Origin of the sequence: Rhizomicrobium sp., assembly GCA_037200385.1 — a bacterium.
Taxonomy (GTDB): Bacteria; Pseudomonadota; Alphaproteobacteria; order Micropepsales; family Micropepsaceae; genus Rhizomicrobium.
The window spans coordinates 899,421-925,743 of record JBBCGL010000001.1; the positions used below are offsets into that span (position 1 = coordinate 899,421).

Consider the following 26,323-nt stretch of genomic DNA (forward strand, 5'->3'; position numbering starts at 1 on the left):
GAGGACTTCACTTGCTTTTACTTGGAACAGCGACCGTTCGCCGTCGTTGCTTTTCGCAGCTGCGGGACGCCATGCTGCGCTTGCGCGCAACCCAGGCTTCGCACATGACAACGCCCGCCGCCTTCCCGTCCGAGCCCCTGGACGCCGCGCAGCAATGGCTTGAATCCGGGCGCAAAGTCGCGCTCGGCACTGTGGTGAAGACCTGGGGATCGGCGCCGCGCCAAGCCGGCAGCCAGATCGCGGTGCGCGACGACGGCGCCTTCGCGGGCTCGGTCTCGGGCGGCTGCATCGAGGGTGTGGTAATCGAAGAGGCGCTCGCGGCGATGCGGGACGGCAAGGTGCGCAATCTCGAATTCGGCGTGAGCGACGAGACCGCCTGGTCGGTCGGCCTCGCCTGCGGCGGCCGGATCGAAATCTTTCTCGAGCCGGTCGGCGCGTAGCCGCCTGCGCCGCGGACACGACGATGGGATTCTTGGAATGCGTGCCGAAACCCTTCACCGCATCAACGAGGCCCGCAAGGCCGGCCGTACCATCGTGCGCGCCACCGACCTCGCAAGTGGCGAGGAGGTCCTGATCGATCCGGCGTCGGACGGTTCGGCGCTCGGCCTTGCCGCGGCGGGCGCGGCGCGCGCCGATACGTCCGGGCCGGCGCAGATCGAAGGCCGCAGTTGGTTCCTCGGCGTGTTCAACCCGCCGCTGGATCTCGTCATCGTGGGCGCGGCGCACATCGCCCAGCCGCTCGTCCGCATGGCGCGCGAGGCCGGCTATGGCGTGCGGGTCGTCGATCCGCGCACCGCGTTCGCGACGCCGGCGCGTTTCCCGGATGTGGCGATCTCGCATGACTGGCCGGACGAGGCGCTCGCGAAAGCACCGCTGGGCGCCCGCAGCGCCATCGTCTTTCTCAGCCACGACCCCAAGATCGACGATCCGGGCCTCATGGCGGCGCTGAATTCAAGCTGTTTCTATATCGGCGCGCTGGGCTCGAAGAAGACGCAGGCGGCGCGGCAGGCGCGGTTGCGCATCGCCGGCTTCGACGACACCGCGCTGGCGCGGATCCACGGTCCGGTCGGCCTCGACATCGGCGCCCGCAACCCGGCGGAGATCGCCATCTCGATCCTCGCCGAGATGACGCTCGTCCTGCGGGGCGCCAAGGCGAAGTGACCTTCCCGTAGGGGGAAGGTCCTCACCTCAATTGTCGTGGTCCGGCGGCGGACGGCCGTCGTCGCCGCCATGACCGTGCGCATGGCCCCGGTCGCCGTGACCCCAACCGCCATGGCCATGCGGCCGCATCTCGTCGGCGTCGATGACGCCGTCATTGTTGCGGTCCATGTGCTCGAACATCTTGAGCGGCGGCGCGGCGAATTCCGCCATCGTCAGCCTGCCGTCGCCGTCCTTGTCGAGGCGTTTGAACATCTTCTCGTTCATCTCGTGATAGCGCACGGCTTGTGTGGCCGTGAACTGCGCCAGCGTTATGAAGGTGGCGCCGCCAGACGCCGCCTGGAACTGGCCGGCCATGATCGTATCGAATTCCGCGCGCGTGACCTTGCCATCGCGGCTGATGTCGCCGTCGCCACAGAATTTCGCGCGGCCGAAGCCGCCATGGCCGCCGAAACCGTGCCCGGCGAAGCCATGGCCGCCAAAGCGGCGTCCGGCAAAGCCGCCCGGGCCATGGCCCCAGCCGCCGTGATCGCCATGCGGCGGCGCGCCGTCCGCTGGCGGCGCGTCGGGCGGCGGCGGGCCGCGATGGAAGCCCGCATGCATCACGGGACTGCAGGATACGGTACCGCTGCCGTCCCGATCCATCATCTGGAAATGCGCGCGCTGTGGCGCCTCGAACTCGTCCAGCGAGAGCTTGCCGTCGCCGTTCCAATCGATGCGGTGGAACATCTCCGCCATGTGCTTTTCAAAGTCGCCGCGATGGATCGCCTCGAATTGCGCCTCGCTCATCGTCTTGGCGCCATGCGTCGCCGCAGCGAACCGCGTTCCCAGCACATTGTTGAACTCGGCCTTGGTGATCTTGCCGTTGCCGTCCCCGTCGAACTCACCTAGCAAACGGTCGGCGAGCCGACCCTTGTGGACGAGACCCTGCATCGGACCGTCGGGCGGCGGCGGCCCGTCCATATGGGCCACGGCGAGCCCGGTGCAGCCGATCACGATGGCCGCTCCCAAGAGCAGCGCGACCTTGGTGTTTCTGGTCATATGGCGTTCTCCAAATGGATATCGACATCAGACAGGATGAGGATCGCGGAACTGTGCCGGAACAAAACGTGATCGTATCAAAGTGTACTACGATGCTGACACCTGAAACTTTGGCAAAGGCCGATTTGCAGGCGCCCCCGCGGAGGTCCTAATGGTGCGCACGATGATCAAAGAAGAAACCAAGCCGCACATCCTGCTGGTCGAGGACGCGCGCGACATCCGCGAGCCGCTGGCCCGCTATCTGCGCGACCAAGGCTATCGGGCGACGACCGCGGCCGACGCGGTCGCGGCGCGCAAGGTGATGAAGGGCTCCGCCATCGACCTCGTCGTGCTCGACATCATGATGCCCGGCGAGGACGGATTGTCGCTCTGCCGCTCCATCCGCGAGACCTCGCAGATTCCGGTGATCCTGCTGACGGCGCGCGGCGAGGAGGTCGACCGCATCATCGGGCTGGAGATGGGCGCCGACGACTATATCCCCAAGCCGTTCTCGCCGCGCGAGCTGATCGCCCGGGTCGCGGCGGTGCTGCGGCGCACGCAGGCGCTGCCCCCGCGGCAAAAGCCGCCGACCGCGGAGCATATCCGTTTCGGCGACTGGACGCTCGACACCGGTCAGCGCGAGCTGATCGGCGTCGATGGGGTCGCCCTGCCGTTGTCCTCGGGCGAATTCCGCCTGCTGACCGCGCTGCTGGAGCGGCCGAAGATCGCGCTCACCCGCAACCAGCTCCTGGACCTCACCAAGGGCCGCGACGCCGACCTGTTCGACCGCTCGATCGACAACCATGTCAGCCGGCTGCGCAAGAAAATCGAGCCGGACCCGAAGAACCCGCGCTACATTAAGACAGTGTGGGGCGGCGGATACATCTTCGCGATGGACCCGGAAGTGCAGTGAGCCGAGAGGCAATATGAAGTTGTGGCCGCGTACGCTGGGCGTTCAGCTGATCGTCGTCACCGCGGCAGCGGTGCTGATCTCCAATCTCGCGGTCGCGGCCTGGTTCCAGCTCGGCAATGAGCGCATGAGCGAAAGCGACCTCAACGAGCGCCTGATCGACCGGGCCGCCTCGATGTCGACGCTCCTGGCGGCCATCCCGGCGCATGCCCGCGAAGATGCGGCGCGCGCGATGAGCTCGGGCTTCTGGAATTTCACCTTGCATCGCGGCAAGGCGCCGCAATTGCCGATGGACGACGACGAGACCCGCCTCGCCAATCGCCTGCGGCAGATGCTGCCCGACGACAAGGCGACGCTGCCGATCACGGTGAAGCGCATCGTGGCGAGCCCGCCCGAAGATGGCCGAGCCCGTCCGCACCGTCCCCCCGGCCCGGCGATCCAGTTCATCCTGCCCGTGGTGCGCGGTACCCAGCTCATCGCGATGTTCTATCGCCAGCCGGCGCCGCCCTGGCCGACCGAGATCATGATCGCTGCCTGCATGGCGATCTTCGTGGCGTCCGCCGCGGCCGCCTACATTTCCAGCCGCGTGGCGCGGCCGCTGATCGCACTCGCCGCGTCGGCCTCGGTCGCGGCGCGCGGCGGCACGGCACCGCGCGTTCCGGAGGAGGGACCGGACGATGTGCGAAACGCCGCCACCGCCTTCAACGCCATGACCGACCGTGTGACGCGCACGATGGAGAGCCAGCGCCAGTTGCTCTCCGCCGTCGGCCATGATTTGCGCACGCCGATCACCGCCATGCGCATCAATATCGAATTCGTCACCGACGAGGAGCTGCGCGACAGGCTGACCGCCAATCTCGAAGAACTGCAGGCATTGACGGAATCCGTGCTCTCGGCGGCGCGCGGCGCGGGCGGTGAATCCAAGCGGAATATCGATCTCTCCGCGCTGGTCGAGAGCCTGTGCGCCGATCTCGACGATCTGGGCGAGCCGGTGACCTGGCACACCCACAGGCCGGCGCCGCTCGCCTGCCGGCCGGACGAGATCCGCCGCGCCGTGCGCAACCTGGTCGAAAATGCGGTCGCCTACGGCCGCCGCGCCGAGGTCATGATCCACGAGACGCCCGCGGCCTATGAAATCCTGGTCGAGGACGAAGGTCCGGGCATCCCCGACGACGACCAGGGCCGCGTTTTCGAGCCGTTCGTCCGGCTCGAAAGCTCGCGCAATGCCGATACTGGTGGAACCGGGCTCGGCCTGACGCTGGTCAAGGCCATCGCGCACGGTCATGGCGGCGGGGTTTCGCTGGAAAATCGTCCGCAAGGCGGCTTGCGCGCCCGTCTCAGTTTGCCGCGAGAGGGCGTGGCCGCGTAAACTCGCGCCATGGAATTCGACACCGTCGCGATCGCGGACGCGCTGGGCGCCATTCTCGCCCATGGCGTGCGGCTGGGCGAAAAGCGCCTGCGCAAGGGGCGCGTGCTTTCGCAAGCCGATGTTGCCGACATCTCTGGCGCCGGCATCGCGACCGTCTCGGTGGTGCGGCTTCAGGGCGGCGATATCCCCGAAGATGAAGCGGCGGCACGGATCGCCGCGCCATCCGGCGGCAGCGCGGTCTATGCCGGCGCGGCCTTCACCGGCCGGGTCAATCTTTACGCGCAAACCGACGGTCTCGCCGTCATCCATGCGCCGACGGTCGACGCGCTCAACGCGATCGACGAGTCGATCACCCTCGCGACGGTCGCATCCCATACGCGGGTCGCGAAGGGGCAGATGCTGGCGACCGTCAAGATCATCCCGTTTGCGGCACCGCGCTCCGCCGTCGAAGACGCCGAAGTCCTGCTGCACCGCGCCGGGCCGCTCATGCGCGTCGCGCCGTTCACACCGCATCGCGCGGCGCTGATCTCGACCCGGCTTTCCGATACCAAGCCGGCATTGCTCGACAAAAATCGCCGTGCGATCGGAGACCGTCTGGCCGCGCTCGGTTCGAGCCTCGTCTTCGAGCGCCGCGTCGCGCACGACGCCGGCGCGCTGGCAGCCGCCATCGCCGACGCCGCGGGGGCGGGGGCCGACCCCATTCTGGTGTTCGGCGCCAGCGCGATCACCGACCGGCGCGATGTCATCCCCGCCGCCATCGAAGCGGCCGGCGGGACCGTCATCCATTTCGGGATGCCGGTCGATCCCGGCAACCTGCTGCTGATCGGCACGCTTGCCGGACGGATCGTTGTTGGGCTGCCGAGCTGCGCCCGTTCGCCCAAGCTCAACGGCTTCGACTTCGTGCTGTGGCGCCTGCTGGCCGGACTGCCGGTGGGCGCAAAGGAACTGTCCGGGATGGGCGTGGGCGGCCTGCTGAGCGAGATTTCCAGCCGTCCGCAGCCGCGCGACGAGCAGCCGGCGGAAGCGCCGCGCCTGCCCCGGATCGCCGCCATCGTGCTGGCGGCCGGCTTGTCGTCCCGGATGGGCGGCAACAAGCTGCTCGCCGAGATCGGCGGCAAGCCGATGGTCCGCCATGCCGTCGAGGCTGCGCTGGCGAGCGCCGCGGGGCCGGTCATCGTCGTGACGGGCAATGCCGGCGCGGAGGTGCGCAGGGCCCTAGCCCCGCTGGCACCGCGTTTCGCCGACAACCCCGATTTCGCGCGGGGGCTGAGCACATCGCTGAAGCAGGGTCTGCGGGCCCTGCCGGACGATTGCGACGGCGCGATCATCCTGCTCGGCGACATGCCGGGCGTGACCGCGGCGCTGGTCGACAAGCTGATCGCCGCCTTCGATCCCGGCGAAGACCGCGCGATCTGCGTCGCGACGCGCGGCGGGCGGCGTGGCAATCCGGTGCTCTGGGCCCGCCGCTTCTTTCCCGAGATGCTGGCCATCGCGGGCGATGTCGGCGCCCGTGCGCTCATTGCCGAATACGACGAGCTGGTCTGCGAGATCGAGGCTTCCGACGATGCCCCGCTGACCGATATCGATACGCCGGACGCGCTGGACGCGTACCGCGAAATGGCGGCGGCGAAATGACCGATCCCCTCTACAAGAAGGAGCTGCTGCGGCTGGCGGCCAATGCGACCGGCTCGGGCCGGCTTCAGATGCCTTGCGGCACCGGCACGGCCCACAACCCGGCCTGCGGCGACAAGGTGGTCGTCGACATCGCGCTGGAGGATGGCCGTATCCTGGGCGTGGCGCACCACACCCTTGCCTGCGTCCTCACCCAGGCGTCGGCCGCGATCCTCGGCGCCTATGCGACCGGGATGAGCCTCGAAGAGGTCGTGGCCTTGCGCGACGCGGTCCGCGAGATGCTGGAGGGCGGTCCGGTGCCGCATGCGCCGTTCGACGCCTTCGCGGTGTTCGATGGCGTCGCCGACCACAAGAGCCGGCACAAATGCGTGCTCCTGCCGGTCGACGCGGTATTGGCGGCGTTCGAGGCGTCAGAGCGCTGAGAACCGCGCCGCCAGCGGACCCAAATGCAGCGTCTCGCCACGGTCGACGGAATTGCCGCAGCCAAGCCCCAGCACCCGCCCTTGCGCGACGAAAGGATGCGTGAAGGCGGCATCGCCGCGGCCCATGTTGAAGACGCAGAGCATCCGTTCGCCGTCATGCTCGCGGATGAAAGCCAACACCGGCTTCTCCGCATCGAGGAACGCCAGCGTGCCGAGGCGCAGCGCCAGGTTCTTCTTTCGCTCGCGCAGGAAATGGCGGGCGAATTCCAGCGCCGAATCCGGATTGCCCTCTTGCACCGAGACCGCGAGCGCCTTGTGGGTCGGCCCCATCGGCAGCCAAGGCGTGCCGTTCGAAAAACCGAGATTCTTCGCCGCCGCATCCCACGGCATCGGCGTGCGGCAGCCGTCACGACCCTTGGCCATCGGATAATAGAGATCGCCGACCGGATCCCGGAGCTGATCGCGCCGCAGATCGACGTCCGGCAATCCGAGCTCTTCGCCCTGGTAGATCAGCGTCGTCCCGCGCAGGGCGCAAAGCAGCGCGAAGAGCAGCTTGGCCAGCGCCGGATCGCCCGCCGCGCCGCCGCCGAACCGCGTCACGGTGCGCGGCACGTCGTGGTTGGAGAAGGAGATGCAGGGCCAGTGTGCGGGATGCGCGTTCAGCCCCTCGAAATGCTTCCGGATATAGTTCGGCGCCAGCCGGCTCGCGACCAGCAGCGCGAAGGTGTAACCGGCGTGCAATCCCTCCTGCGGCGAGAGATAGGCGCCCGAGCGCTCGAACTCCTCCGAGAATTCGCCGAACACGAACCGGTCGTCGAAGGCTTCGACCGTGCGCCGGATGTCGGCGAGTTCGCTGCGGTTCTCGAACAGATTCGAATCGTGCAGATGGCGCTGCATGTTCGCGGCATGGCTCCATTCATAGGTGCCGCGTGCCGCCGGGGCGATCGCCGGATTGTCCGCCAGCATGGCGTCGTGGAGATAAGCATTGGCGACGTCGAGGCGGAAGCCGTCTACCCCGCGCGCCAGCCATGTCGTCAGAACGTCCAGCGCGGCTCGCTTGGCGTCCGGATCGGTCCAGTTGAGCTTGGGCTGCTGGCGCAGGAATTTGTGGTGGTAATATTGGCGTCGCTCCGGCCGGTAGGCCCAGGCCGGGCCGCCGAACACCGCGAGCCAGTTGTTCGGCACGGTGCCGTCGTCCTTCGGATCGGCCCAGACGAACCAGTTTTTCTTCGGCGACGACACATCGAGACTCTCGCGGAACCAATCGTGCTCGTCGGAGGTGTGGCACAGCACCTCGTCGAGTATGATCTTGAGCCCTTTTGCATGCGCCGCCTGAAGCAGCGCATCGAAATCCGCCAGCGTGCCGTAATCGGGATGCACGCCGTCATAGTCCGCGACGTCATAGCCCCAGTCCCGGTTGGGCGAGGGATGGATCGGCGACAGCCAGATCGCATCGACCCCGAGTTGCACGATGTAGTCGAGCTTGGAGATCAGCCCCGCAAAATCGCCCTGCCCGTCGCCGTTGGAGTCACAAAAGGAACGGATATAAACCTGATAGACGACGGCACCGCGCCACCAGGCGGTCATTCCACCCTCCCCTTGAGGGAGGGTCGAACCGCCGCAGGCGGTTCGGGGAAAGGCTGGCCGCAATTCCCGGCGGCTCGCCAGATGCCCTCGAGCGCCGCGTCTTTGTTTCCTAGAAAGAATGCGTTGTCGAAGCGCAGTACACGTGTCCGCAGCGTTTTGGCAGCACCGCGCTCAAATTGCGCGCGCCGTTCAGCGCGATCCTGCGGCTCCGGTGGCATGCCCCTCCCCGAAATTTGCTGCGCAAATTTCGACCCTCCCTCAAGGGGAGGGTCGCATGACATTCAAACTTCCGAAGCCGAGCTCACGACCTTGCTTACCAGACCGTATTTCACCGCTTCTTCCGCGCCCATCCAGAAATTGCGCTCGGTGTCCTTCACCACGCGCTCATAGGTCTGGCCGGTCTCGGTCGCGATCTCGCGGATCAAGCGCTCGCGCATCTTGAGGATCTCTTCCGCCTCGATCGTGATGTCGCTGGCCTGGCCGCGCACGCCGCCGAGCGGCTGGTGCAGCAGGAAGCGGGTGAACGGGAGGCAGTAGCGGTTCTCCTTCTTCGCGCCCAGGAAGATGTGCGCGCCGGCGCTGGCCACCCAGCCGGTGCCGATCATCTTCACCCGCGGGCCGACGAAGCGGATCATGTCGTGGATCGTGTCGCCCGACTCCACATGGCCGCCCGGGGAATTGACGATCACCCGGATGTCGCCCTCGCCTTCCGCCGCATAGGCGAGAAGCTGCGCCGAGACGCGTTCGGCCATCTTCATGTCGACTTCACCGAAGATCAGCACGGTGCGCGACTTGAACAGCGCGTTCTGCACCGGCGTCGATTGCGGCTCGGGGGGCTTGTTCGCGGACTTGTCGTCTTCGTCTTCTTCGTCGAGGCGGCGCAAGGGCGTTACTCCTGAAACGGTTCGAATCCGGCTTACATACTAGCTTCGCGGGAGCAAAGCGTTAAAGCGGCAAAAAGCCTTATAATTTCAGCGGTTATCGTCGGGAACCACGTCGAAGGCGAAGCTGATCCGATATTCGTCCAGGCCGCTGGCAATGGTGCGGTGATGATAGTGCGACGGCGCCAGCAGCAGCATGCCTTCCCGAGGGACATAACGCCGCGTTTCGATCAGGCCCGGCTGGGTCCGCGCCAGATAGGGCGGCGGCCCGAATTCGAGGGCGCCCCGGCCATCCGTATCCCGCGCCACCGCTTGCGGGACTCGGACATAGTACACGCCGCTCAGCCAGCCGCCGCGATGGGTGTGCCAGGCTTCGTGGTCGCCGCCGCGCTGGATCAGGCCCCAGGCGTGGAGGTGCGCTCCCTGCGGCCGCGCGGCCGCCCAAGGATCGAAGTCGTTGCCGGTCGACGGCGCGGTCGCGGCGATGCGCGCTTCGACCGCACTGCGAATCGCGGCCGACAGCGTGCGGACGAGATCGGGGCGCGCCCCATTCAGCAGGTGGTGCACACGGCTCGAGCCGCGATTGGCCTCCTCTTCCGGGAAGTCGCAGATCGCATAGGGATTGGCGAGCAGTTCGGTCGCGAGTGCTTCGTTGAAGCCGTCGGGCATCGCGAGGGATTGGCGCGTGACGCGTGCAGGATCGAACAGGAGGCGCTTCGCCTTGGCGTCCTCACCCGCGATCGCCAAGGCGCGGCCCCAGTCGAGCATAAGCTGCGCGTGGGTGACGCCTTGCGCGACGAGGCTCTCGCAGACCGCCAGCAGTGCATCCATGCGTCCGGCATCGCGCAAGAGACGGCAGAGATTGAGGCAGGCGCGGCGGTGTCCCGGATCGCGCGCCAGTGCCGCGCGGAGCGCCGTCTCGGCATCCTGTCGGTCGCCAAGTGCCAGCAAGGCGAGGCCGCGCTGGTAGTCGACCTCGGCGCCGAACGGAACCGCGCGCAATGCCGGCTCGGCGAGCGCCTCAAGCGCTTCACTCGGCAGACCGCGTATGTTGCGCAATTGTGCAAGCCGCAGCTGCCATTCGGGTCGCCCCGGCTCCAGCTGCGCCGCGGCTTCGAATGCGACGAGTGCTTCGATTGGGCGATAGGAGTCGAGATGGATGGCGCCGAGCTTGGCGTAGGGTTCCGCGCGCTCCGGTCCGGCGGCTATGGCGCGCTCAAGCAACGCCGTGATCTGCCCCGGCGCGGCCAAGTCCTCGAATGTCGATTTGCTCCAGCGTATCAGCGCAGCGGTCAGGAATGGCCTTCAACGTCGACAGTGGCTCCGACGCCGAGCTCGCTCTGGGAGGCATTGAGGACTCGCATCGCGGGCGTCGTCCAGGCTTGGCGCAGCGCAACGGCTTCGGGGCGGATCTCGGCGATCTCGTGACTCATGGGGCTGCTCCGATGTTGCTGACTCGACGCTAGCAGCTTCCGGTGATGTTGTCAGTAGGCTACAGCCGGGCAGGCGTTATGATCAGGACGTGCCATCGCCTTCAGCGTTGCCGCCCGGGGTGGCCTCCGACAGGCCGATATCCATCCGACGCAGCCGCGGGCGAACCCACAATTTCAGCGCCGATAAGTCCGGCTGAGTATCGGACTGCGCGGTCTGGTGCGATTTTGCGTGAGGTTCCTTCATAATGCTCGTCCAGCTCGATCATTGCTGATTCAATGCCAGCAGCCGTTGCGGGTTCCATAACCGCTAGAGCACTGCGAGCGCTGCCATCATCGTGGCGCCGATGCCCTCATGCACGACGAGATCGGCGTAAGGATCCTGCTCGGTCGCCTCCCGATTCACGATGGCATAGCGGGCGCCGTTGCGCTTGGCCATCAGCGGGAAGGCCGCGGCGGGATAAACCACCAGCGAGGAGCCCAGCACCAGCATCAGATCGCAGGCCAGCGTCGCCTCCTGCGCCCGCTCCATTTCCTTCTCCGGCATCGCCTGGCCGAACGAGATGGTTGCGGTCTTCACGATGCCGCCGCAGAACAGGCAATCGGGTGCGTCACCCTCGGCTTCGAAATGCTTGCGGATATCGGCGATCTCCATCCGCGCGCCGCAGGTGAGGCATTTGGCGTAGCGGGTGTTGCCGTGCAGCTCGATCACCCTGTCTTCCGGCACACCGGAATCCTGGTGCAGATTGTCGATATTCTGGGTGATGACATGGGTGACCTTGCCGCGCCGGACCAGTTCGGCCACGGCGTCGTGCCCGGCATTCGGCTTCACGGCGTTCCAGGTCTCTTCCATCTCGAAGCGGCGCCGCCAGCTCTCGCGCCGCGCCTCGGCCGAGGCGACGAAATCGTCGAAGTTGATCGGCATCATCTTGGTCCAGATGCCGCCGGGCGAGCGGAAATCGGGAATGCCGGATTCGGTCGAGATACCGGCCCCGGTGAACACCACGACCCTCTGCGCCGCATGGAGCAGGTGCGCAAGCGCATCCGCACCGGAGGCCGGATCGACCGGGTGATGCGGTCCATTCATCGTCCGGTCTTCCGGCAGGTCTGTGGGACCGCGACGCGGCGGATCGTCAATGGCTCGCCCCGGCACAGTCGGCTTTCAGCCAGTGGCCTTCCACCGTGTTCGTCATCTTCATGCCGCCGGTATCGATCGTGATCTTCGCGGTGTAGTGCGTGTCGCTGTCGTAGTCGGACTCGAAATGACCGGTCGCCTCGAACTGGCCGTGGCAGACCATGTCCGCCGACATCGCATGGCCTTGCAGGCGCACGTTCTGATAGCTGCACTCCTTGTTGCCCGGCGGCGGAGCATCGGTCTTCACCTCCGCAGGCGTCATGCAATAGGTCGCCGAATGCGTCTGGGCCGCCATGGTGGGCATCGACATGGTCGTCGTGCTCGACCACAGGCCTGCCTTGCCATGGCCGCCCAAGGCGGCGACCGGCGCCAGCGCGGCGAGCGCCACGACAGCCAAAAATCCTCTGCGAAGCATGAATCCTCCCGGGCTTTGCGCGACTTTGGCACAGGGCGGCGGGGCGTTGGAAGCGCCGCGCGCCGTGCCATGATGGGGCATGACCGGACCGGCAAATCCATCCCCCGCCGCCCTGGCGCAACTGCGTCGGGTGGACGACACCATCCGCGCCGCGGATTTCGCGACCGCGCGCCGGCTTCTCGAAGCGTGCCTTGAACACGCGCCCGGTCTCACGGCGGCGCGGCAGCGCTACGCCACCCTGCTCCTCCAGCATTTCGGCGATCCTGCCGGTGCAGCCGCACAGGCCGCAAAGCTCCTGGCCGCCGAGCCGAAGAATGCCGCCTATCGTGCGTTCCGCGCCGCTGCGCTGGGACAGCTCGGCGACTACGACGCGGCCATCGCGGACTATGAAGCGGCGCTCGCGCTGGCGCCGGAGGATGCACGGCTTTGGCTGCAGCTCGGCCATGCGCTCAAGACCGCCGGCCGCGCGGACGGTGCCGTCGCAGCCTATCGCATGAGCCTGACGTTCAAGCCGGGCGGCGAGGCGTGGTGGAGCCTCGCCGATCTGAAGACGGTCCGCTTCTCCGCCGCCGACGTCGCGGCGATGCGCGGCCTTGTGCAGAGCGCGCTGCCGCCGGCCGAACGTGCCGCGCTGCACTTTGCGCTCGGCAAGGCGCTGGAAGACGACGGCGACGCCGCGTCCGCCTTTGCGCAATACGACATGGGCAATGCGCTGAAGCGCAGCACGCTGCGCTACGACGCGGGCGAGCTGACCGCCTATGTCGCGCGCGCCCGGACGCTGTTCACGCCGGCCTTCTTCGCGGCGCGCGCGGGACTGGGCAGCACCGCGGCCGATCCGATCTTCATCGTAGGCTTGCCCCGCTCGGGCTCGACTCTGGTGGAGCAGATCCTCGCGAGCCATTCCGCGATCGAAGGCACGATGGAATTGGCCGACATGATCGCCGTCGCCCGCGAGGCGATGGGACCCGGACCGTTCGATTTCAACGCCTATCCCGGGGCGCTCGCGGACCTCGATGGCGAAAGATTGCGGACGCTGGGCGAAGCCTACCTCGCCCGCACCCGCGTCTATCGCCGCGCGGCGCGACCCTATTTCATCGACAAGATGCCGAACAATTTCGTGCATGTGGGCTTGATCCAGCTGATCCTGCCGAATGCGAAGATCGTGGACGTCCGCCGCCATCCCCTCGCCTGCGGCCTGTCGGCGTACAAGCAGAATTTCGCCGCCGGACAGCCCTTCAGCTATGGGCTTGGTGATCTGGGCCGTTATTACGCGGACTATGTCCGCTTGATGGCGCATCTCGATGCCGTGTTGCCGGGCCGCATACACCGCGTGATCTACGAAGACCTGGTCGCCGATCCGGAGGGCGAAGTCCGCCGTCTGCTCGCCTATTGCGGCGTCGGGTTCGAGCCCGGCTGCCTGCGTTTCCATGAGAACCGCCGCGCCGTGCGCACGGCGAGCGCCGAGCAGGTCCGCCGGCCGATCTCCACCGCCGGGCTCGAAAGCTGGCGCCCGTTCGAGCCCTGGCTCGGGCCGCTGAAATCCGCCCTCGGACCGGTGCTGGAAGACTGGCGCGGCGGCTCAGGCGACTTTTGACACCGGATCGGTTTCCGCGTCGATCATCGCCTGGACGAACGGATGGAAGTGGCCTTCATAGCGCGCCCGCACCGCAGGGAGCGTCCAATCGCGTTCGGTAAGCCGGACGCGGCAGTCGGGCGCGCCGCAGGTGCAATCCTCGGCGTCGACCGTGTATTCGCTTTCGTCGAAATTCCAGGTCCCCTGATCCATCGTGATCTCCTCGCCGGCCGCGATGTCGCGCCGCGCGATCAGGGTCACCTCGTCGGCCAGCCAGGCATTGGCGTCGCAGGAATGGTTGAGGTTCTCGTCGAGGCTGGGATCGACGTCGCTTTCGGGCAGCGCGAGATAGGCGTCTTCGCCCACGATCCAGATCGAGCGGACCCGGTAAGGCCCTTCTTCGGATTCATGGCGCGAGATGAGCCGCCCACCGAACTCCATGAGCTTCTCGCCTTTTGCGATGGGCGCAACGGCGAGCACACCGTCATAGTGAATCTTGGATTCGCCGGGAACGAGCTTGGGGCTGACCCAGGAGCGAGGGAGATAGGGTTTCATGGGCGAGCGCGACTCAGTACGACACGCGCAATGATAACAGCGGCTGAAGAACGCGTTGGGCGGGGTCGGGTTCAGGATATCAAAAACCTTTTTTTGCCACTGCTTTCCCTGAACCCGACTTGAAGTATCGTTCGAGCTGACGAGCGTGGGGCTCCGTCTGCACGGCGACGTAACACTTCAACTTGGCCGGAAGCAGCGATTTGGTCGACATCACTTGCCCCTTTTTATGGGACGCGAATCGGCGACGCAAATCGTCCGTCGACCCGACATGATGTCCTTGTTGTTAAGTTCGAGAAAATGGACTTACCACATATCGGCAGTCTCCCTGCGCTCCTCCGGAGCTTCGGGAGACACCCTACGCCGAATGATGTGGCGGTGGCCTGCCACCCGAAGCCGCGAAGCGGCGTAGGGTGGTGCGCTCTACGGGAGTCGAACCCGTCTTGCCAGAATGAAAATCTGGAGTCCTAACCGATAGACGAAGAGCGCTTGGTCCAGGAAGGCCGGGCTATAAAGGCCGAAATCGCCCTTGGCAACCCCGGCTGTTCGGCGGGCCGGCGGCAATGCTAGGTTGCCGCCATGTCGCAGGAAAACCTCGCCAAGCCGAAGGCGGCGATGACGCCGAAGCAGCTTGCCGTGATGGCCGAACTGCTGCGCTCCGGCCGTACGCCGGTCGTCAAGCCGGCGACGTTCCGTGAGGTCTGCGCAGTCGATATCGGTTCCCTGCTGGACGGGGTGCGCGGCATTGCGGACGGCGAATGGGAAGCGGAGAATGCCGGCAAGGCGAACGATTTCGAATGCTTCCGCCAGACCCGCCACATCATCGCGCGCTTCAGCCGGGGCCAGGGGCCGGAATCCTATTACGCGACGGATTTCTGGACGCGCTGGCGCGAGACGCTGGAGCCGGTGATGCGACAGGTCGCGGCGCATTACGACCTCGCGGCACCCGATTTTTCGAAAGTCATGCTGGCGCGGCTGGCGGCGGGCGGCAAGATCGACCCGCATATCGACGTGGGCGTGTCGAACCACCTGACGCACAAGATCCATGTGCCGCTGATCACCAACGACGCCGTGTGGTTCACGGTGGACGGCGAGCGTTTCCAGCTTGGCGTGGGCCACGCCTATGAGCTGAACAACGTCGTGCCGCACGCGGTGCGCAATGACGGGGCCGCGGACCGGGTGCATCTGATTTTCGAGATGTTCGATCGGGCGGTTGTCTAGCGCTTCGGAGGCGAGCGGCCCTACTGTCATTTGGGTAAGGCAGACGCCGATGGGGCCCCGGCCCGAGGGGTCGGACTCGACCGCCGTCGGCCTAACCAAAAACCTGTCATGGCCAGCGAATACAGGCCACCCAGGTGAAGTCCTGCGAAAATCCCAAACGTTCGCAAGGACGCATAAACAAATCCGCATACTGCAGAACCCAACTGGGTGGCCCGCATTCTCGGGCCATGACAACCTTTTGCAATTGAGTCCGAGCCCTAAAGCCGCTCAAACCGGACCAGCTTCTGCCTCGGATGCGGCCATTGCGCGTCGGGCACGGCGGCGACCCGCCAGGGCAGCTCGACGCAGGCGTATTCCAGGTCGCGGAATTTGTAGTGATACGGGTCGCTGACCGGATGGCTCACCCGGCCGCCCTGGAGCAGGCGCGGGGCGTTGACGTCGGCGTTGTCGGCCACGGCGTGATAGGTCGCGAAGAACAGGCTGCCAGGGCGCGTCCTGGGCACCAGCCGCGCCAGGCAGAAGCGGATGAAGTTGAACGGCAGATGGGTGAACAGCGACTGCGCCATCGCGTAGTCGAAGGTCACGTCCCACGGGAAATCGAAGTCCGCGTTGCAGGCGAGATAGGCGCGCGGCAGCTTTGGCGCGAGGCCGAGCGGCACGAGTTCCTGGTCGTAGCCGGCGTCGAGCAGCGGCTGGTTCATATCGGTGCCGAAATAATGCGCGGGCTCCAGATAAGCCACGGCATGGATGCCGCCGCGCAGCGCGCCGCAGCCGATGTCGAGCAGGAAGTGCTCCGGCCGCATCCCGTTGGCGATCAGGAAGTCGCATTGCAGCTTGCCGAGATATTCCCATTTGCCGCCGACCACGGCGCGGTGGTTGCCCCGCGCCACCTGCTCCTCGACCGCGCGGGCGTCGAAATAGGGACTGAGCAGGCCGCGCTCCTCGTCAGACATCGGCGGCTCCCGCGGGCGCGGCATCGTCGATCTGCAGCTGCACGCGCTTGTTGTCCTGCCATTCATCGGCCCGCAGCCGGCCCACGGCATGGATGCGCTTGCCGCGTGACGCCAGCAGCGCCTTGCCCAGCGGCATGTCGGCGACCCGGAAGGCGATGGCGTCGATCCGCGAACCGTCGCCGCCCGCGAGTCGCACGCGGACGTGATCCTTGCCGACCGTGTCGGCGAAGACGACCTGGGCGTCGGGGATGACGACCAGCGGCTCGGCATTGCCGGCGCCGAAGGGGCCGGCCTGGGCGAATTCCTCGACCAGGGCGACGGTGGCGCCGGAGGGCGAGACCACGGTGTCGAGCTCCAGTTCGAGCGCGGCGCCGAGCGCGGCGCCGGCCTTGGCGAATTGTTCGGCAAGGAAGGCGCGGAAGCCGTCGACCTGCTCCGGCCTCAGGCCGAAGCCCGCCGCCATGGCGTGACCGCCGCCGGTGTCGATGAGCTTTGCGTCCCGCGCGACGCGGATCATCGCGCCGATATCGACGCCCGCGACCGAGCGCGCCGAGCCGCGGCCATAACCGCCCTCGAAGCCCGCGACGAAGGCGGGCTTGCCGTAACGATCCTTCAGGCGGCCCGCGACGATACCCACCACGCCGGGATGCCAGCCCTCTTTCGAGACGAGCAGGAACGGCGCCGCGTCCTCGGCACTCAGCGCGATGGCATCGTCGAGGATCATCTTCTCCAGCGCCTGGCGCTCGCGGTTGTGGGTGTCGAGAGCGAGCGCAAGCTCGTCCGCCAGCACGGGATCCGTCGCGGTGAGCAGCTCGACGCCGAGCGACGATCGGCCGACGCGGCCGCCGGCATTGATCCGCGGGCCGAAGAGAAAGCCCAACGCATAAGGCGTGAAGGGCGGCGCGATGTTCGCGACTTTGGAGAGCGCCGCAAAGCCCGGGCGCTCCAGCGTGTTGAGCCGCATCAGCCCCAGCCGGACGAAGGCGCGGTTGACGCCGATCAGCGGCACGACGTCGGCGACGGTGGCAAGACCGACGAGATCGACGAGATTGCGCAGGTCGAGCTCCGCGATGGCCCTGCGCGCGTAGAACCCAGCGTCGCGCAGGGCGCGGTTCAGCGCCACCACAAACAGGAAGGTGATGCCGGCGGCGCAGACATGGCCGAGCGCGGACGTGTCGCCGGGCTGGTTCGGATTGACATGCGCATAGGCCGGCGGCGGCGTCTCCACCGCGTGATGGTCGAGCACCACGACATCGAGGCCTGCGTCGCGCGCGGCGGTCAGCGCCGCCACCGCGCCGGCGCCGCAATCGACCGTGACGACGAGCGCCGTGCCCTCGTCCCTCAGCTTCAGCAGGCCGGCCGCATTGGGGCCGTAGCCTTCGGTCATGCGGTCGGGAATGTAGATGCGCGCCTGCACGCCCAGCGCGGCGAAGAACTCGCTGAGCAGCGCCGCCGAGGTCGAGCCGTCGACATCGTAGTCGCCCCACACCGCGATCTTCTCGCCGGCTTCGATGGCACGCAAGACGCGCGCGACCGCCCTGTCCATGTCCTTGAGGGTCAGGGGCTCGGGCAGGAAGCGCCTGAGCGTGGGATTGAGGTAATCCGCGACGTCGGCGGCCGCGACGCCGCGCGCCAGCAGCAGCCGGGCCAGCGCGGGCGAGATGGCCTTGTCGCGCGCCAGCACCTGCGCCGCCGCGTCGTCGCCCGCCGCGAGACGCCAGCGCCGCCCGGTGAAGGAGCGCGCGACGCCGAGGGCGGCGGTGGGTTCCTGTTCTTTGCGGAGAGGCTGCGACATCGCACTAGTATGGCACGAGTCTGACAGGCGTGTGGAAACAGCCACAACTGTCATCCCCGGCTGAGCATGAGCGAAGTGAATGCGAGGGGAAGGGGACCCAGGTGCCAATCACCGTGACGGTGTTTCCGACCTGGGTCCCCTTTCCCTCGCGACGCTGCGCGTCACTCGGCCGGAGATGACAACGGCTATTGCTCATCCTTCAGATGGCGGGCGCGGACGTGGCGGGCCTTGATCCAGCGCACGGTGCCGGTCGCCGAGCGCATCACCACCGAGTGGGTGGTGAGGAAATTGCCGTCGTAATGCACGCCGTCGAGCATCGAGCCGTCGGTCACGCCGGTGGCGGCGAACACCACGTCGCCCGAGGCCATCTCGATCAGCGAATATTTGCGCTTGAGATCCTTGATGCCCCATTTGGCGGCGCGCTCGCGCTCGCTTTCGTTGCGGAACACCAGGCGCGACTGCATCTGGCCGCCGACGCAGCGCAACGCCGCCGCGGCCAGCACGCCCTCGGGCGCGCCGCCCTGACCGATATAGATGTCGATCCCCGTCGCGGGATCGGTACAGGCGATCACGCCGGCGACGTCGCCGTCGGTGATCAGCTTCACCGCCGCGCCGGAGGCACGGACCTTGGCGATCAGCTCCTCATGCCGCGGCCGGTCCATGATGCAGGCGGTGATGTCGCGCGGCCTGACGCCCTTGGCCTTCGCGAGGGCACGGATGTTCTCGGCCGGATCGGCATCGAGGTCGACGACACCTTCGGCATAGCCCGGCCCGATCGCGATCTTGTCCATATAGGTGTCGGGCGCGTTGAGCAGCGTGCCGGGTTCGGCCATCGCCATCACCGCCAGCGCGTTGGCCATCGCCTTGGCGGTGAGCGTGGTGCCCTCGAGCGGGTCGAGCGCGATGTCGACGGCGAGCCCGCCGGTGCCGACCTCTTCGCCGATGAAGAGCATCGGCGCTTCGTCACGTTCGCCCTCGCCGATCCGGACCGTGCCGGAGATCGGCAGCGAGTTGAACGCGATGCGCATCGCCTCGACGGCGGCGTGGTCGGCGGCATGCTCGTCGCCGCGGCCGATCTGCTGCGCGGCGGCGATGGCGGCGGCCTCGGTGACGCGGACCGCTTCCAGCGCGAAGGCGCGGTCGAGCGGGCTGGTCTGGCCGGGCGCGACGATAGTCTTGGTGTTCAAGCTGCCTCCATCGGAATCATGCACGGGCGCGCGCGCACCTTGTCGGAGGTGGCAATGGCCTTCAAGGCGCGTTCCACCGAAGCCTGTGAGGTTTCGTGGGTTATCATGACGATCGAGACCGGTTCGCCCGGGCTGCGGCCCCGCTGGATCATGCTTTCGATGGAAACACGCGATTCGGCCAGATGTCCGGCGATATCCGCCAGGACGCCGGGGACGTCCAGCACCTCGAACCGCAGGTAATAGGCCGAAGTCGCGGCCCCCGGATCGGATGGCTGGAGCGGCTTGAGGGTCGCGGCGGGCCAGCCGAACGCGGCCCCGAAATTGCCCCGCGCGATGTCCACCAGGTCGGCGATCACCGACTGGGCGGTGGGTGCCTCGCCGGCGCCGCGGCCTTCGAAGAAATAGCGCCCGGCCGGCCCGGCATTGGCCATCACGGCGTTGAACACCCCGTCGACATGGGCGAGCGGCATGCCGGTCTTGACCATCGACGGCGTCACACGCTGGTCGATGCCCTGGGGCGTGCGCCGGGCGATGCCCAGGAGCTTGATGCGGAAACCGAACTCGCGCGCGAAGCGGATGTCCTCGGTGGTGATGCCCTTGATGCCCTCGACCGCGATGTTCTTCTGGTCGGGGATGGTGCCGAACGCCAGGCTCGCCAGAAGGACAAGCTTGTGCGCGGTGTCGCCGCCGCCGACGTCGAGCTCGGGATCGGCCTCGGCATAGCCGAGCGCCTGCGCCTCGCCAAGCACGTCGGCGAAGGTACGCCCGGTCGCTTCCATCTGGGTGAGGATGTAGTTGCAGGTGCCGTTGAGGATGCCGCGCACCGTGGAGACGCCATAGGCCAGGAGGCTCTCGCGCAGCGCCTTGACGATCGGGATGCCGCCCGCGACGGCCGCTTCCCATTTGAGCGCCACGCCGTTCTTCTCGGCCAGCGCCGCCAGCCGCGCGCCATGCCTGGCGAGCAGCGCCTTGTTGCCGGTCACGACGTGTTTGCCGGCTTCCAGCGCGCCTTCGACCACGGCGAGTGCGATGCCGTCCTCGCCGCCGATCAACTCCACCACGACGTCGGCGTCCGAGCGCGTCAACGCCACGGCATCGTCCGTCCAGTTCAGCGCCGAAGCGTCGAAGCCGCGATCCTTTTTGCGGTCCCGGGCGGAGACCGCGACGATCTCGAATTTGCGCCCTGCCCGCTCCGCCAATTGCGGATCGCCCAGCGCCTTGACGACGCCGCCGCCGACCGTGCCCAGGCCGGCCATCGCGATCTTCAGAGGCTTCACTTCGCGTGTTCCAGCTCGGCGGGCTCGTTGACCCGCAGCGACAAGAACTTCTTCACGTTGCGCGCCGCCTGGCGGATGCGGTGCTCGTTCTCGACCAGCGCCACGCGGACATAGCCCTCGCCGTATTCGCCGAAGCCCGTGCCCGGCAGGACGGCGACCTTGGCATGGATCAGCAACTGTTTTGCGAACTCCATGGAGCCCTTCTCGCGATAGCTCTCGGGCACCGGGGCCCAGGCGAACATCGAGGCGGGTGGCGACGGGATCTCCCAGCCGGCCCGCTTCATCGAGTCGACTAGCACGTCGCGGCGCGATTTGTAGATGGCGCGGATCTCGTCGGCGCAGTCCTGCGGGCCGTTGAGCGCCGTGGTCGCCGCGACCTGGATCGGCGTATAGGCGCCGTAATCCAGATAGGACTTGATGCGGCCCAGCGCGTGGATCAGATGCTTGTTGCCCGCCGCAAAACCCATGCGCCAGCCCGGCATGGCATAGGTCTTGGACAGCGACTGGAATTCGATCGCGATGTCCTTGGCGCCGTCGACCTGCAGGATCGACGGCGGCGGATTGGCGTCGTCGAAATAGATGTCGGCATAGGCGAGGTCGGAGAGCACCCATATCTCGTGCTTCTTCGCAAAGGCTACGATCTCCTTGTAGAAGTCGAGGCCCACGACCTGCGCGGTCGGGTTGGAGGGATAGTTCACCACCAGCGCGAGCGGCGACGGCACCGAATGCTTCACCGCGCGGCTCAGATGGCTGAGATATTCTTCCGGCGTGCGCGCGGGCACGTGGCGAATCGCGGCGCCGGCCAGGATGAAGCCGAAGGCGTGGATCGGATAGGCCGGGTTGGGCACCAGCACGACATCGCCGGGCGCAGTGATCGCCTGGGCGAGGTTGGCGAAGCCCTCCTTGGAGCCGATATTGGCGATGACCTCGCTGTCGGGATCGAGCTTCACGCCGAAGCGGCGGGCGTAGAACGCGCTATAGGCCTTGCGCAGGCCCTTGATGCCGCGGCTGGCGGAATAGCGGTTGGAGCGTGGGTCTTTCGCCGTCTCGATCAGCTTGTCGACGATGTGCTGCGGCGTGGGCATGTCGGGATTGCCCATCGAAAAGTCGATGATGTCCTCGCCCGCCGCCCGCGCCTTCGCCTTGAGGATGTTCACTTCCTCGATGACGTAGGGTGGCAGCCGCTTGATGCGGTAAAAGTCGGTTTGCATTGGGTTTCGGACCGTTATGTCTGCGCGAAGCAACGCCTCGCGGGCGGCAACATCAGGGCAAAAAGGCTGTCCCGTCAATGATGTTAGAGGGCATTCTTCATCCGCGTCCGCCGCAGAGCGCGAGCCGGCTCGGATGCGGCCGCGTGGGATGTTTGCGCAGTTCGCGGCCTCAGCCCTGGATGAAGATCTCGGCCCGGCGATTGCCGTCCTCGCCCTGCGGCATGGACTCGTAATAGACGGGTTGGCTGTCGCCGACCGCTTCCACGAGCACCCGGCTGGCCGGCACGCCTTCGCGGATGATCTCCCGCGCCACGGCGTTGGCGCGCTGCTGCGACTTGGCGAAGATCGCCTCGAGATGCTTTTCCACCGGCATGTTCGACGTGCGGCTCGACGAATGGCCGATCACCTTGATGAAGCCGCTGCCGCCACGCTGCTGGAAGGTTTCGACCGCCGCGCGGATCTGGGCGCGCCCGGCCGCATTGAGGGCCGTCCCATCGCCCGGGAACATCACGACCGCGGCCGGGGGCATGCCGGCCGGATTGGCATAGACGCTCGGCGTGCTGCTGCCGGTGCCATTGAGGACGTCGAGATTGGCGACCACGGATCCCGTCATCGCTTCCGGCCCGCCGACCGCCGTCGCCCGGCCACGCCGCTTGAGCGGCACGGCGGCGGCCATCGCCTGATCCGCCGACAAGGGCCTGATCGTTCCGGTCGCGATTCCGGCATTGGAGGCGGTTTGCTGGTAGCGCGCGATGATCGGCTGCGCCACGAATTGCGAGATGCTGGGATCGAGCGCGGGCGCGGCGGATGGCCTGAAGCCGAGCTGCGCGTCGGACATCACGCCCGGCTGGGCGCCCGGAACGCCGGCATTGGCGGGAACCGCCGGTTGGCTGCCGGGCGGTGCGGCGACCGGCGCGGACGCGACGCGGGTTGTGGGCGCCGGCGCGGCATCGCTGGCCGGCGCGGCACTATCGGGCGCCGGTGCGCTGGCGGCCGGCGTGCTGGCGGCCGGTGCCGGAGCATTGTCGGGCGTCGGCGTCGAAGGCGGTGTCGCCGTCGCGACGGCGGTGTCGGCAGCGGGCGGCCCCGGCGGCGCCGCGGCCGGCTCCGTGCCGCCGCGCAACGCTTCGCCGCTGTAATTGGTCCTGGCCCGGTCGGCGGCAAGCGAGTCCGCGGCTTCGCGCTGCTCGTCCGGCGTGGTCGTGCCGCTCGGCTTCTCGGGCACGGCGGCCAGATCGGGCGGTGGCGCGGCCGGCGCTGGCGCCGCGGTGTTGTCTGCCGTGGCGGCAGGCGCGGTGTCGGCCGGCGGCGCGGCCGCGCTTGTGTCGGCCTGGGTGCCGGCAGCCAGCGGATTGCCGTCATTGGACGGTGCGGCGGACGGCGCCGGCGCACTCGCATCGGCCGTCGCGCCCGGAGGCGCCGTGTCCGGCGGAAAGCCGGTCGAATCCGCGGCAGGCGTACCCGCCGGCGCGGGGGTGTCGTCGGAGAGCATGTCGTCAAGGGTCGAACATGCGCCGGTGCAAAGCGCGAACGCCATCACCGCCGCCAGGCGCACCACGGTCTTGGTCATGCGTCAGCCTCAGACTCGTCGATATTCCAATGGCATCCCGTATACAGGTGCGGGTCCTAGCTTCCAAGCCGCCAAGGCATTCAAATCCATGAAATCTTGTGGCAAATGGCCCTAGGCCGGAGCCGCCTTGCAGCCTTGCGAGGCCGCGCGCTATCAACGGACACGATACGAGCCGGTGACCGCCATGCAAAAGAAGCTCGATGATACGGGGAGAGACGCCAAGCCGGCCGTGGAAGGTGCTGACGGCGCCAACCGCTATACGCTGGGCGATCCGGGCGAGTTCGCGCGCAACATGGTCCGGGTGGGCCAACAGTCGCAGAAGCTGCTCGCCGATTTCCTCAAACGTCAGGGTTCTTCCGGCAAGGCGCCCGTCGATCCGCTCAACATCGCGGCACCGTTCACCGCCCTGATGACCGCGATGGTGGAACATCCCACCGCCATCGTCGACGCCCAGTTCCAGCTCTGGCGCGATTTCATGGGGCTCTGGGAGAAGACCGCGCTGCGGATGATGGGCAGCGACGTCGAGCCCGCCGTGGCGCCCAAGCCCGGCGACAAGCGCTTCCGCGACAAGGACTGGCAGGAGAGCCGGATCTTCGACTTCATCAAGCAGAGCTATCTGCTGACCGCGAACTGGATGCAGAGCACGGTCGCGAATGTCGAGGGCCTGGATGCCGACACCCGCAAGCGCGTGAGCTTCTACACCAAGCAATTCGCGGACGCGATCGCGCCGACCAATTTCATCCTCACCAACCCGGAAGTGCTGCGCGCCACGCTGCAATCCAGCGGCGACAACCTGGTCAAGGGGCTCGACAACCTGCTGGAGGACATCGACCGCGGCCACGGCCAGCTCTCGATCCGCCAGTCGGCCGACGCCTTCCGCATCGGCGAGAACATCGCGACGACGCCCGGCAAGGTGATCTTCCGCAACGCGCTGCTCGAGCTGCTGCAATACGATCCGGTCACCGCCGAGGTCCACGAGCGGCCGCTGCTGATCTTCCCGCCCTGGATCAACAAGTTCTACATCATGGACCTGCGGCCGGAGAACTCGTTCATCAAATGGCTGGTCGGCCAGGGCTACACGGTGTTCGTCGCCTCCTGGATCAATCCCGACCGCCGCCTCGCGCAGAAGACTTTCGAGGACTACATGCGCGAGGGCATCTTCGCCGCGCTCGATGCCGTCCACGAAGCAACCGGCGTGCGCGATCCCAACGTCGTCGGCTACTGCATCGGCGGCACGCTGCTGACCGCGACGCTGGGCTACATGGCGGCCAAGGGCGACGACCGGATCCATTCGGCCACCTTCTGGGCGGCGCAGGCCGATTTCAGCGAGGCGGGCGACCTCACCGTCTTCGTCGACGAGGCGCAGCTCGAGGCACTGCACCAGCAGATGGAGAACGCCGGCGGCGTGCTCGAAGGCGCCAAGATGGCGACGACCTTCAACATGCTGCGGGCCAACGACCTGATCTGGTCCTTCGTGATCAACAATTACATGCTGGGCAAGCAGCCCGTGCCGTTCGACCTGCTCTACTGGAATTCCGACACCACGCGGATGCCGGAGAAGACGCATCTGTTCTACCTGCGCGAATGCTACAAGGAGAACAACCTGGCGCGCGGCAAGATGGAGTTGGGCGGGGTCAAGCTCGACCTCTCGAAAGTGAAGCTTCCGGTCTACCTGCAATCGGCGAAGGAAGACCATATCGCGCCCTATCGCTCGATCTACAAGACCACCAAGCTGTTCAAGGGACCGATCCGCTTCATCCTTGCGGGCTCCGGCCATATCGCGGGCGTGATCAACGCGCCGGTCGCGAAGAAGTACCAGTACTGGACCAACGACAAGCTTCCCGCGACGGTCGACAAATGGGTCGAAGGCGCCAAGGAGCACTCCGGCTCCTGGTGGCCCGACTGGGACAAGTGGCTGTCGAAGCTGTCGGGCAAGATGGTCCCCGCCCGCAAGCCCGGCGACGGCAAGCTGCCGGTGCTGGGCGACGCGCCGGGCACGTATGTGAAGATCAAGGCGCAGTAGAGGCCGGACCGGCTGCCGGGCCTGTGTTATGCTTCCGCCGCTTGCGCGAGGGGGAAACGCGATGGCGGGCGAGCCGTTCGACTGGAAAAAGATTGCGGCGCCGGAGAACCGGCCGAAATGGATCGTGTTCTTCCTGGCGGTCATCGCCGCCGTCTATCTCGTGCAGACCTTCGCGCCGGGCACGCCCCCCGCGCCCGGCCATGGGACGGCGTCCAGCGGCAATGGCGGCGGCGTCCTCGGCGGTCTGTTGGACGGCAGCGCGGGACGCGGCGCCGTTCCGCTCGATCCGCTCGAGAGCGGCCGATGCCGCACCTTCGCGCCGGCGGGCTGGAGCGTCATCGACAGCAACGCCAACGGCACCGCCTTCACCGCCGCGTCCGGCGACCGCTCGGGGATCGCGAGCTATGGCGGCGTCGCGATCAATTCCGGCCAGGCGCAAGGCCTGTATGGACCGCAATTCACCTCGCCCGAAGCGCTGATCCAGTTCGCGGTCTCCGGGCTGACCAATCAGAACGCGCAACTCCAGCCCGGCCCCGCCTTCGGCGCCTACCAGACCGCGCAGCTCCAGGCCGGCGACTATCACGGCTATGTGCTCTACTATCGGTTTTTCCTGGCACCCGATCCGGGCGGCTACGGTCTCGTCATGCGCATCGCTCTGGCGCGCGGCGACCGGCATGCCGTCGCCGAAGCGGGCGGCGTCGCCGCCGCGACGCGCTGCCAGGCGGTGGTGATCCCGCAGCCGATCGGCAACGACACGGATCGCGGCAGCGCGCATGGCGCCGGCACATCGAAAGCCTGCGCCGAGCAGGGAAGCTGCGACGACAGCGATCTGGCCGGCACCTACAACACGCAGCTCGGCACCGGCTGGGTGCATGACTCGGTGGGGCGAAACTACAATGTCGACGTCACCAGCGATTACGACGACAACGGTCCCGACGGTCCGGGCTATTACGCCTCGGTCGGCGGCACGCGGGAGAAGCTGCAGCCGGGCCTCGAATAGCG

Annotated in this window: 24 protein-coding genes and 1 tRNA gene; 10 read left to right on the top strand and 15 right to left on the bottom strand. The window is 67.2% G+C overall.

All coding sequences use genetic code 11. From position 1 onward, the window contains the following. Positions 1–104: 104 nt before the first annotated feature. Positions 105–440, top strand: coding sequence for an XdhC family protein (locus WDM91_04285; protein ID MEI9993790.1), 336 nt, complete (start codon positions 105–107; stop codon positions 438–440). A 37-nt stretch (positions 441–477) separates the two neighbouring features. Further along, positions 478–1,161, top strand: a complete 684-nt coding sequence (locus WDM91_04290; protein ID MEI9993791.1) for an XdhC family protein — start codon at positions 478–480, stop codon at positions 1,159–1,161. Between the two features lie 27 nt (positions 1,162–1,188). Here the strand turns inward: WDM91_04290 and WDM91_04295 are convergent, their stop codons facing one another. Continuing rightward, positions 1,189–2,199: an EF-hand domain-containing protein gene (locus tag WDM91_04295; GenBank protein MEI9993792.1), complete on the bottom strand. Its 1,011-nt coding sequence runs from the start codon at positions 2,197–2,199 to the stop codon at positions 1,189–1,191. Between the two features lie 163 nt (positions 2,200–2,362). Here WDM91_04295 and WDM91_04300 point away from each other — a divergent pair, with 163 nt between their 5' ends. From WDM91_04300 to WDM91_04315, 4 genes are read left to right on the top strand one after another with little or no spacing between them, the layout of a single operon-like run. Further along, positions 2,363–3,091 (top strand): response regulator, encoded by a 729-nt coding sequence (locus WDM91_04300; protein ID MEI9993793.1) that lies wholly within the window; start codon positions 2,363–2,365, stop codon positions 3,089–3,091. A 13-nt stretch (positions 3,092–3,104) separates the two neighbouring features. Further along, positions 3,105–4,457 carry an ATP-binding protein gene (locus WDM91_04305; GenBank protein ID MEI9993794.1) on the top strand — a complete coding sequence of 451 codons (1,353 nt, stop codon included), beginning with the start codon at positions 3,105–3,107 and terminating at the stop codon, positions 4,455–4,457. 9 nt (positions 4,458–4,466) lie between these two features. Continuing rightward, positions 4,467–6,092: a molybdopterin-binding/glycosyltransferase family 2 protein gene (locus tag WDM91_04310; protein ID MEI9993795.1), complete on the top strand. Its 1,626-nt coding sequence runs from the start codon at positions 4,467–4,469 to the stop codon at positions 6,090–6,092. Continuing rightward, positions 6,089–6,511 carry an iron-sulfur cluster assembly scaffold protein gene (locus WDM91_04315; GenBank protein ID MEI9993796.1) on the top strand — a complete coding sequence of 141 codons (423 nt, stop codon included), beginning with the start codon at positions 6,089–6,091 and terminating at the stop codon, positions 6,509–6,511. Before WDM91_04310 ends, WDM91_04315 begins: the two co-directional genes overlap by 4 nt. Here the strand turns inward: WDM91_04315 and WDM91_04320 are convergent. From WDM91_04320 to WDM91_04345, 6 genes are all read right to left on the bottom strand, one after another. Beyond that, entirely contained in the window at positions 6,500–8,098 is a 1,599-nt protein-coding gene (locus tag WDM91_04320; GenBank protein ID MEI9993797.1) for an alpha-amylase family glycosyl hydrolase, read from the bottom strand. The genes WDM91_04315 and WDM91_04320 overlap by 12 nt on opposite strands. Before the next feature lie 281 nt (positions 8,099–8,379). Further along, positions 8,380–8,982: an ATP-dependent Clp protease proteolytic subunit gene (locus WDM91_04325; GenBank protein ID MEI9993798.1), complete on the bottom strand. Its 603-nt coding sequence runs from the start codon at positions 8,980–8,982 to the stop codon at positions 8,380–8,382. Between the two features lie 87 nt (positions 8,983–9,069). After that, a complete protein-coding gene (locus WDM91_04330; GenBank protein ID MEI9993799.1) occupies positions 9,070–10,230 on the bottom strand; it encodes a putative 2OG-Fe(II) oxygenase in 1,161 nt (386 codons plus the stop codon). Between the two features lie 41 nt (positions 10,231–10,271). Next, positions 10,272–10,412, bottom strand: a complete 141-nt coding sequence (locus WDM91_04335; GenBank protein MEI9993800.1) for a hypothetical protein — start codon at positions 10,410–10,412, stop codon at positions 10,272–10,274. A 307-nt stretch (positions 10,413–10,719) separates the two neighbouring features. Beyond that, complete coding sequence (locus WDM91_04340; GenBank protein ID MEI9993801.1) at positions 10,720–11,496, bottom strand: Sir2 family NAD-dependent protein deacetylase; 777 nt, start codon at positions 11,494–11,496, stop codon at positions 10,720–10,722. Between the two features lie 46 nt (positions 11,497–11,542). Continuing rightward, positions 11,543–11,959, bottom strand: a complete 417-nt coding sequence (locus WDM91_04345; GenBank protein MEI9993802.1) for a DUF3617 domain-containing protein — start codon at positions 11,957–11,959, stop codon at positions 11,543–11,545. Between the two features lie 79 nt (positions 11,960–12,038). Here WDM91_04345 and WDM91_04350 point away from each other — a divergent pair, with 79 nt between their 5' ends. Then, positions 12,039–13,553, top strand: coding sequence for a sulfotransferase (locus WDM91_04350; protein MEI9993803.1), 1,515 nt, complete (start codon positions 12,039–12,041; stop codon positions 13,551–13,553). Here the strand turns inward: WDM91_04350 and WDM91_04355 are convergent. Both WDM91_04355 and WDM91_04360 read right to left on the bottom strand, forming a co-directional pair. Continuing rightward, positions 13,539–14,087, bottom strand: coding sequence for an SET domain-containing protein-lysine N-methyltransferase (locus WDM91_04355; GenBank protein ID MEI9993804.1), 549 nt, complete (start codon positions 14,085–14,087; stop codon positions 13,539–13,541). The genes WDM91_04350 and WDM91_04355 overlap by 15 nt on opposite strands. A gap of 411 nt (positions 14,088–14,498) precedes the next feature. Further along, positions 14,499–14,573: transfer RNA gene (locus tag WDM91_04360), tRNA-Glu, on the bottom strand. Between the two features lie 90 nt (positions 14,574–14,663). Between WDM91_04360 and WDM91_04365 the strand changes: the two genes are divergently transcribed. Then, a complete protein-coding gene (locus tag WDM91_04365) occupies positions 14,664–15,305 on the top strand; it encodes an aspartyl/asparaginyl beta-hydroxylase domain-containing protein (protein ID MEI9993805.1) in 642 nt (213 codons plus the stop codon). A 257-nt stretch (positions 15,306–15,562) separates the two neighbouring features. Here WDM91_04365 and WDM91_04370 read toward each other — a convergent pair whose 3' ends face one another. The 6 genes from WDM91_04370 to WDM91_04395 form a co-directional block, all read right to left on the bottom strand. Then, on the bottom strand, positions 15,563–16,258 hold the full coding sequence (locus tag WDM91_04370) for a class I SAM-dependent methyltransferase (protein MEI9993806.1): 696 nt from the start codon (positions 16,256–16,258) through the stop codon (positions 15,563–15,565). Then, positions 16,251–18,053 carry a single-stranded-DNA-specific exonuclease RecJ gene (gene recJ / locus WDM91_04375; GenBank protein ID MEI9993807.1) on the bottom strand — a complete coding sequence of 601 codons (1,803 nt, stop codon included), beginning with the start codon at positions 18,051–18,053 and terminating at the stop codon, positions 16,251–16,253. The genes WDM91_04370 and recJ overlap by 8 nt, the downstream gene beginning before the upstream one ends. Before the next feature lie 185 nt (positions 18,054–18,238). Beyond that, positions 18,239–19,240 carry a class II fructose-bisphosphatase gene (glpX, locus tag WDM91_04380; GenBank protein MEI9993808.1) on the bottom strand — a complete coding sequence of 334 codons (1,002 nt, stop codon included), beginning with the start codon at positions 19,238–19,240 and terminating at the stop codon, positions 18,239–18,241. Beyond that, positions 19,237–20,517 (bottom strand): homoserine dehydrogenase, encoded by a 1,281-nt coding sequence (locus WDM91_04385; protein ID MEI9993809.1) that lies wholly within the window; start codon positions 20,515–20,517, stop codon positions 19,237–19,239. The genes glpX and WDM91_04385 overlap by 4 nt, the downstream gene beginning before the upstream one ends. Then, a complete protein-coding gene (locus WDM91_04390; protein ID MEI9993810.1) occupies positions 20,514–21,728 on the bottom strand; it encodes an LL-diaminopimelate aminotransferase in 1,215 nt (404 codons plus the stop codon). Before WDM91_04390 ends, WDM91_04385 begins: the two co-directional genes overlap by 4 nt. A gap of 169 nt (positions 21,729–21,897) precedes the next feature. Next, positions 21,898–23,298 (bottom strand): OmpA family protein, encoded by a 1,401-nt coding sequence (locus tag WDM91_04395; protein ID MEI9993811.1) that lies wholly within the window; start codon positions 23,296–23,298, stop codon positions 21,898–21,900. Positions 23,299–23,482: 184 nt separating this feature from the next. Here WDM91_04395 and phaC point away from each other — a divergent pair, with 184 nt between their 5' ends. Both phaC and WDM91_04405 read left to right on the top strand, forming a co-directional pair. Next, positions 23,483–25,321 (top strand): class I poly(R)-hydroxyalkanoic acid synthase, encoded by a 1,839-nt coding sequence (phaC, locus tag WDM91_04400; protein MEI9993812.1) that lies wholly within the window; start codon positions 23,483–23,485, stop codon positions 25,319–25,321. A gap of 61 nt (positions 25,322–25,382) precedes the next feature. Then, positions 25,383–26,321 (top strand): hypothetical protein, encoded by a 939-nt coding sequence (locus tag WDM91_04405; protein MEI9993813.1) that lies wholly within the window; start codon positions 25,383–25,385, stop codon positions 26,319–26,321. Positions 26,322–26,323 lie beyond the last annotated feature (2 nt).

What these genes read in the sequence shown, in the direction of transcription:
- WDM91_04405 (MEI9993813.1), top strand. Translation starts at nt 25,383, where the DNA reads ATGGCGGGCGAGCCGTTCGACTGGAAAAAGATTGCGGCGCCGGAGAAC.
- WDM91_04300 (MEI9993793.1), top strand. Translation starts at nt 2,363, where the DNA reads ATGATCAAAGAAGAAACCAAGCCGCACATCCTGCTGGTCGAGGACGCG.
- WDM91_04395 (MEI9993811.1), bottom strand. Translation starts at nt 23,298, where the DNA reads ATGACCAAGACCGTGGTGCGCCTGGCGGCGGTGATGGCGTTCGCGCTT.
- WDM91_04390 (MEI9993810.1), bottom strand. Translation starts at nt 21,728, where the DNA reads ATGCAAACCGACTTTTACCGCATCAAGCGGCTGCCACCCTACGTCATC.
- WDM91_04285 (MEI9993790.1), top strand. Translation starts at nt 105, where the DNA reads ATGACAACGCCCGCCGCCTTCCCGTCCGAGCCCCTGGACGCCGCGCAG.
- WDM91_04335 (MEI9993800.1), bottom strand. Translation starts at nt 10,412, where the DNA reads ATGAGTCACGAGATCGCCGAGATCCGCCCCGAAGCCGTTGCGCTGCGC.
- WDM91_04310 (MEI9993795.1), top strand. Translation starts at nt 4,467, where the DNA reads ATGGAATTCGACACCGTCGCGATCGCGGACGCGCTGGGCGCCATTCTC.
- WDM91_04290 (MEI9993791.1), top strand. Translation starts at nt 478, where the DNA reads ATGCGTGCCGAAACCCTTCACCGCATCAACGAGGCCCGCAAGGCCGGC.
- WDM91_04320 (MEI9993797.1), bottom strand. Translation starts at nt 8,098, where the DNA reads ATGACCGCCTGGTGGCGCGGTGCCGTCGTCTATCAGGTTTATATCCGT.
- WDM91_04305 (MEI9993794.1), top strand. Translation starts at nt 3,105, where the DNA reads ATGAAGTTGTGGCCGCGTACGCTGGGCGTTCAGCTGATCGTCGTCACC.
- WDM91_04295 (MEI9993792.1), bottom strand. Translation starts at nt 2,199, where the DNA reads ATGACCAGAAACACCAAGGTCGCGCTGCTCTTGGGAGCGGCCATCGTG.
- WDM91_04315 (MEI9993796.1), top strand. Translation starts at nt 6,089, where the DNA reads ATGACCGATCCCCTCTACAAGAAGGAGCTGCTGCGGCTGGCGGCCAAT.
- WDM91_04365 (MEI9993805.1), top strand. Translation starts at nt 14,664, where the DNA reads ATGTCGCAGGAAAACCTCGCCAAGCCGAAGGCGGCGATGACGCCGAAG.
- WDM91_04370 (MEI9993806.1), bottom strand. Translation starts at nt 16,258, where the DNA reads ATGTCTGACGAGGAGCGCGGCCTGCTCAGTCCCTATTTCGACGCCCGC.
- WDM91_04350 (MEI9993803.1), top strand. Translation starts at nt 12,039, where the DNA reads ATGACCGGACCGGCAAATCCATCCCCCGCCGCCCTGGCGCAACTGCGT.
- WDM91_04340 (MEI9993801.1), bottom strand. Translation starts at nt 11,496, where the DNA reads ATGAATGGACCGCATCACCCGGTCGATCCGGCCTCCGGTGCGGATGCG.
- WDM91_04345 (MEI9993802.1), bottom strand. Translation starts at nt 11,959, where the DNA reads ATGCTTCGCAGAGGATTTTTGGCTGTCGTGGCGCTCGCCGCGCTGGCG.
- recJ (MEI9993807.1), bottom strand. Translation starts at nt 18,053, where the DNA reads ATGTCGCAGCCTCTCCGCAAAGAACAGGAACCCACCGCCGCCCTCGGC.
- WDM91_04355 (MEI9993804.1), bottom strand. Translation starts at nt 14,087, where the DNA reads ATGAAACCCTATCTCCCTCGCTCCTGGGTCAGCCCCAAGCTCGTTCCC.
- phaC (MEI9993812.1), top strand. Translation starts at nt 23,483, where the DNA reads ATGCAAAAGAAGCTCGATGATACGGGGAGAGACGCCAAGCCGGCCGTG.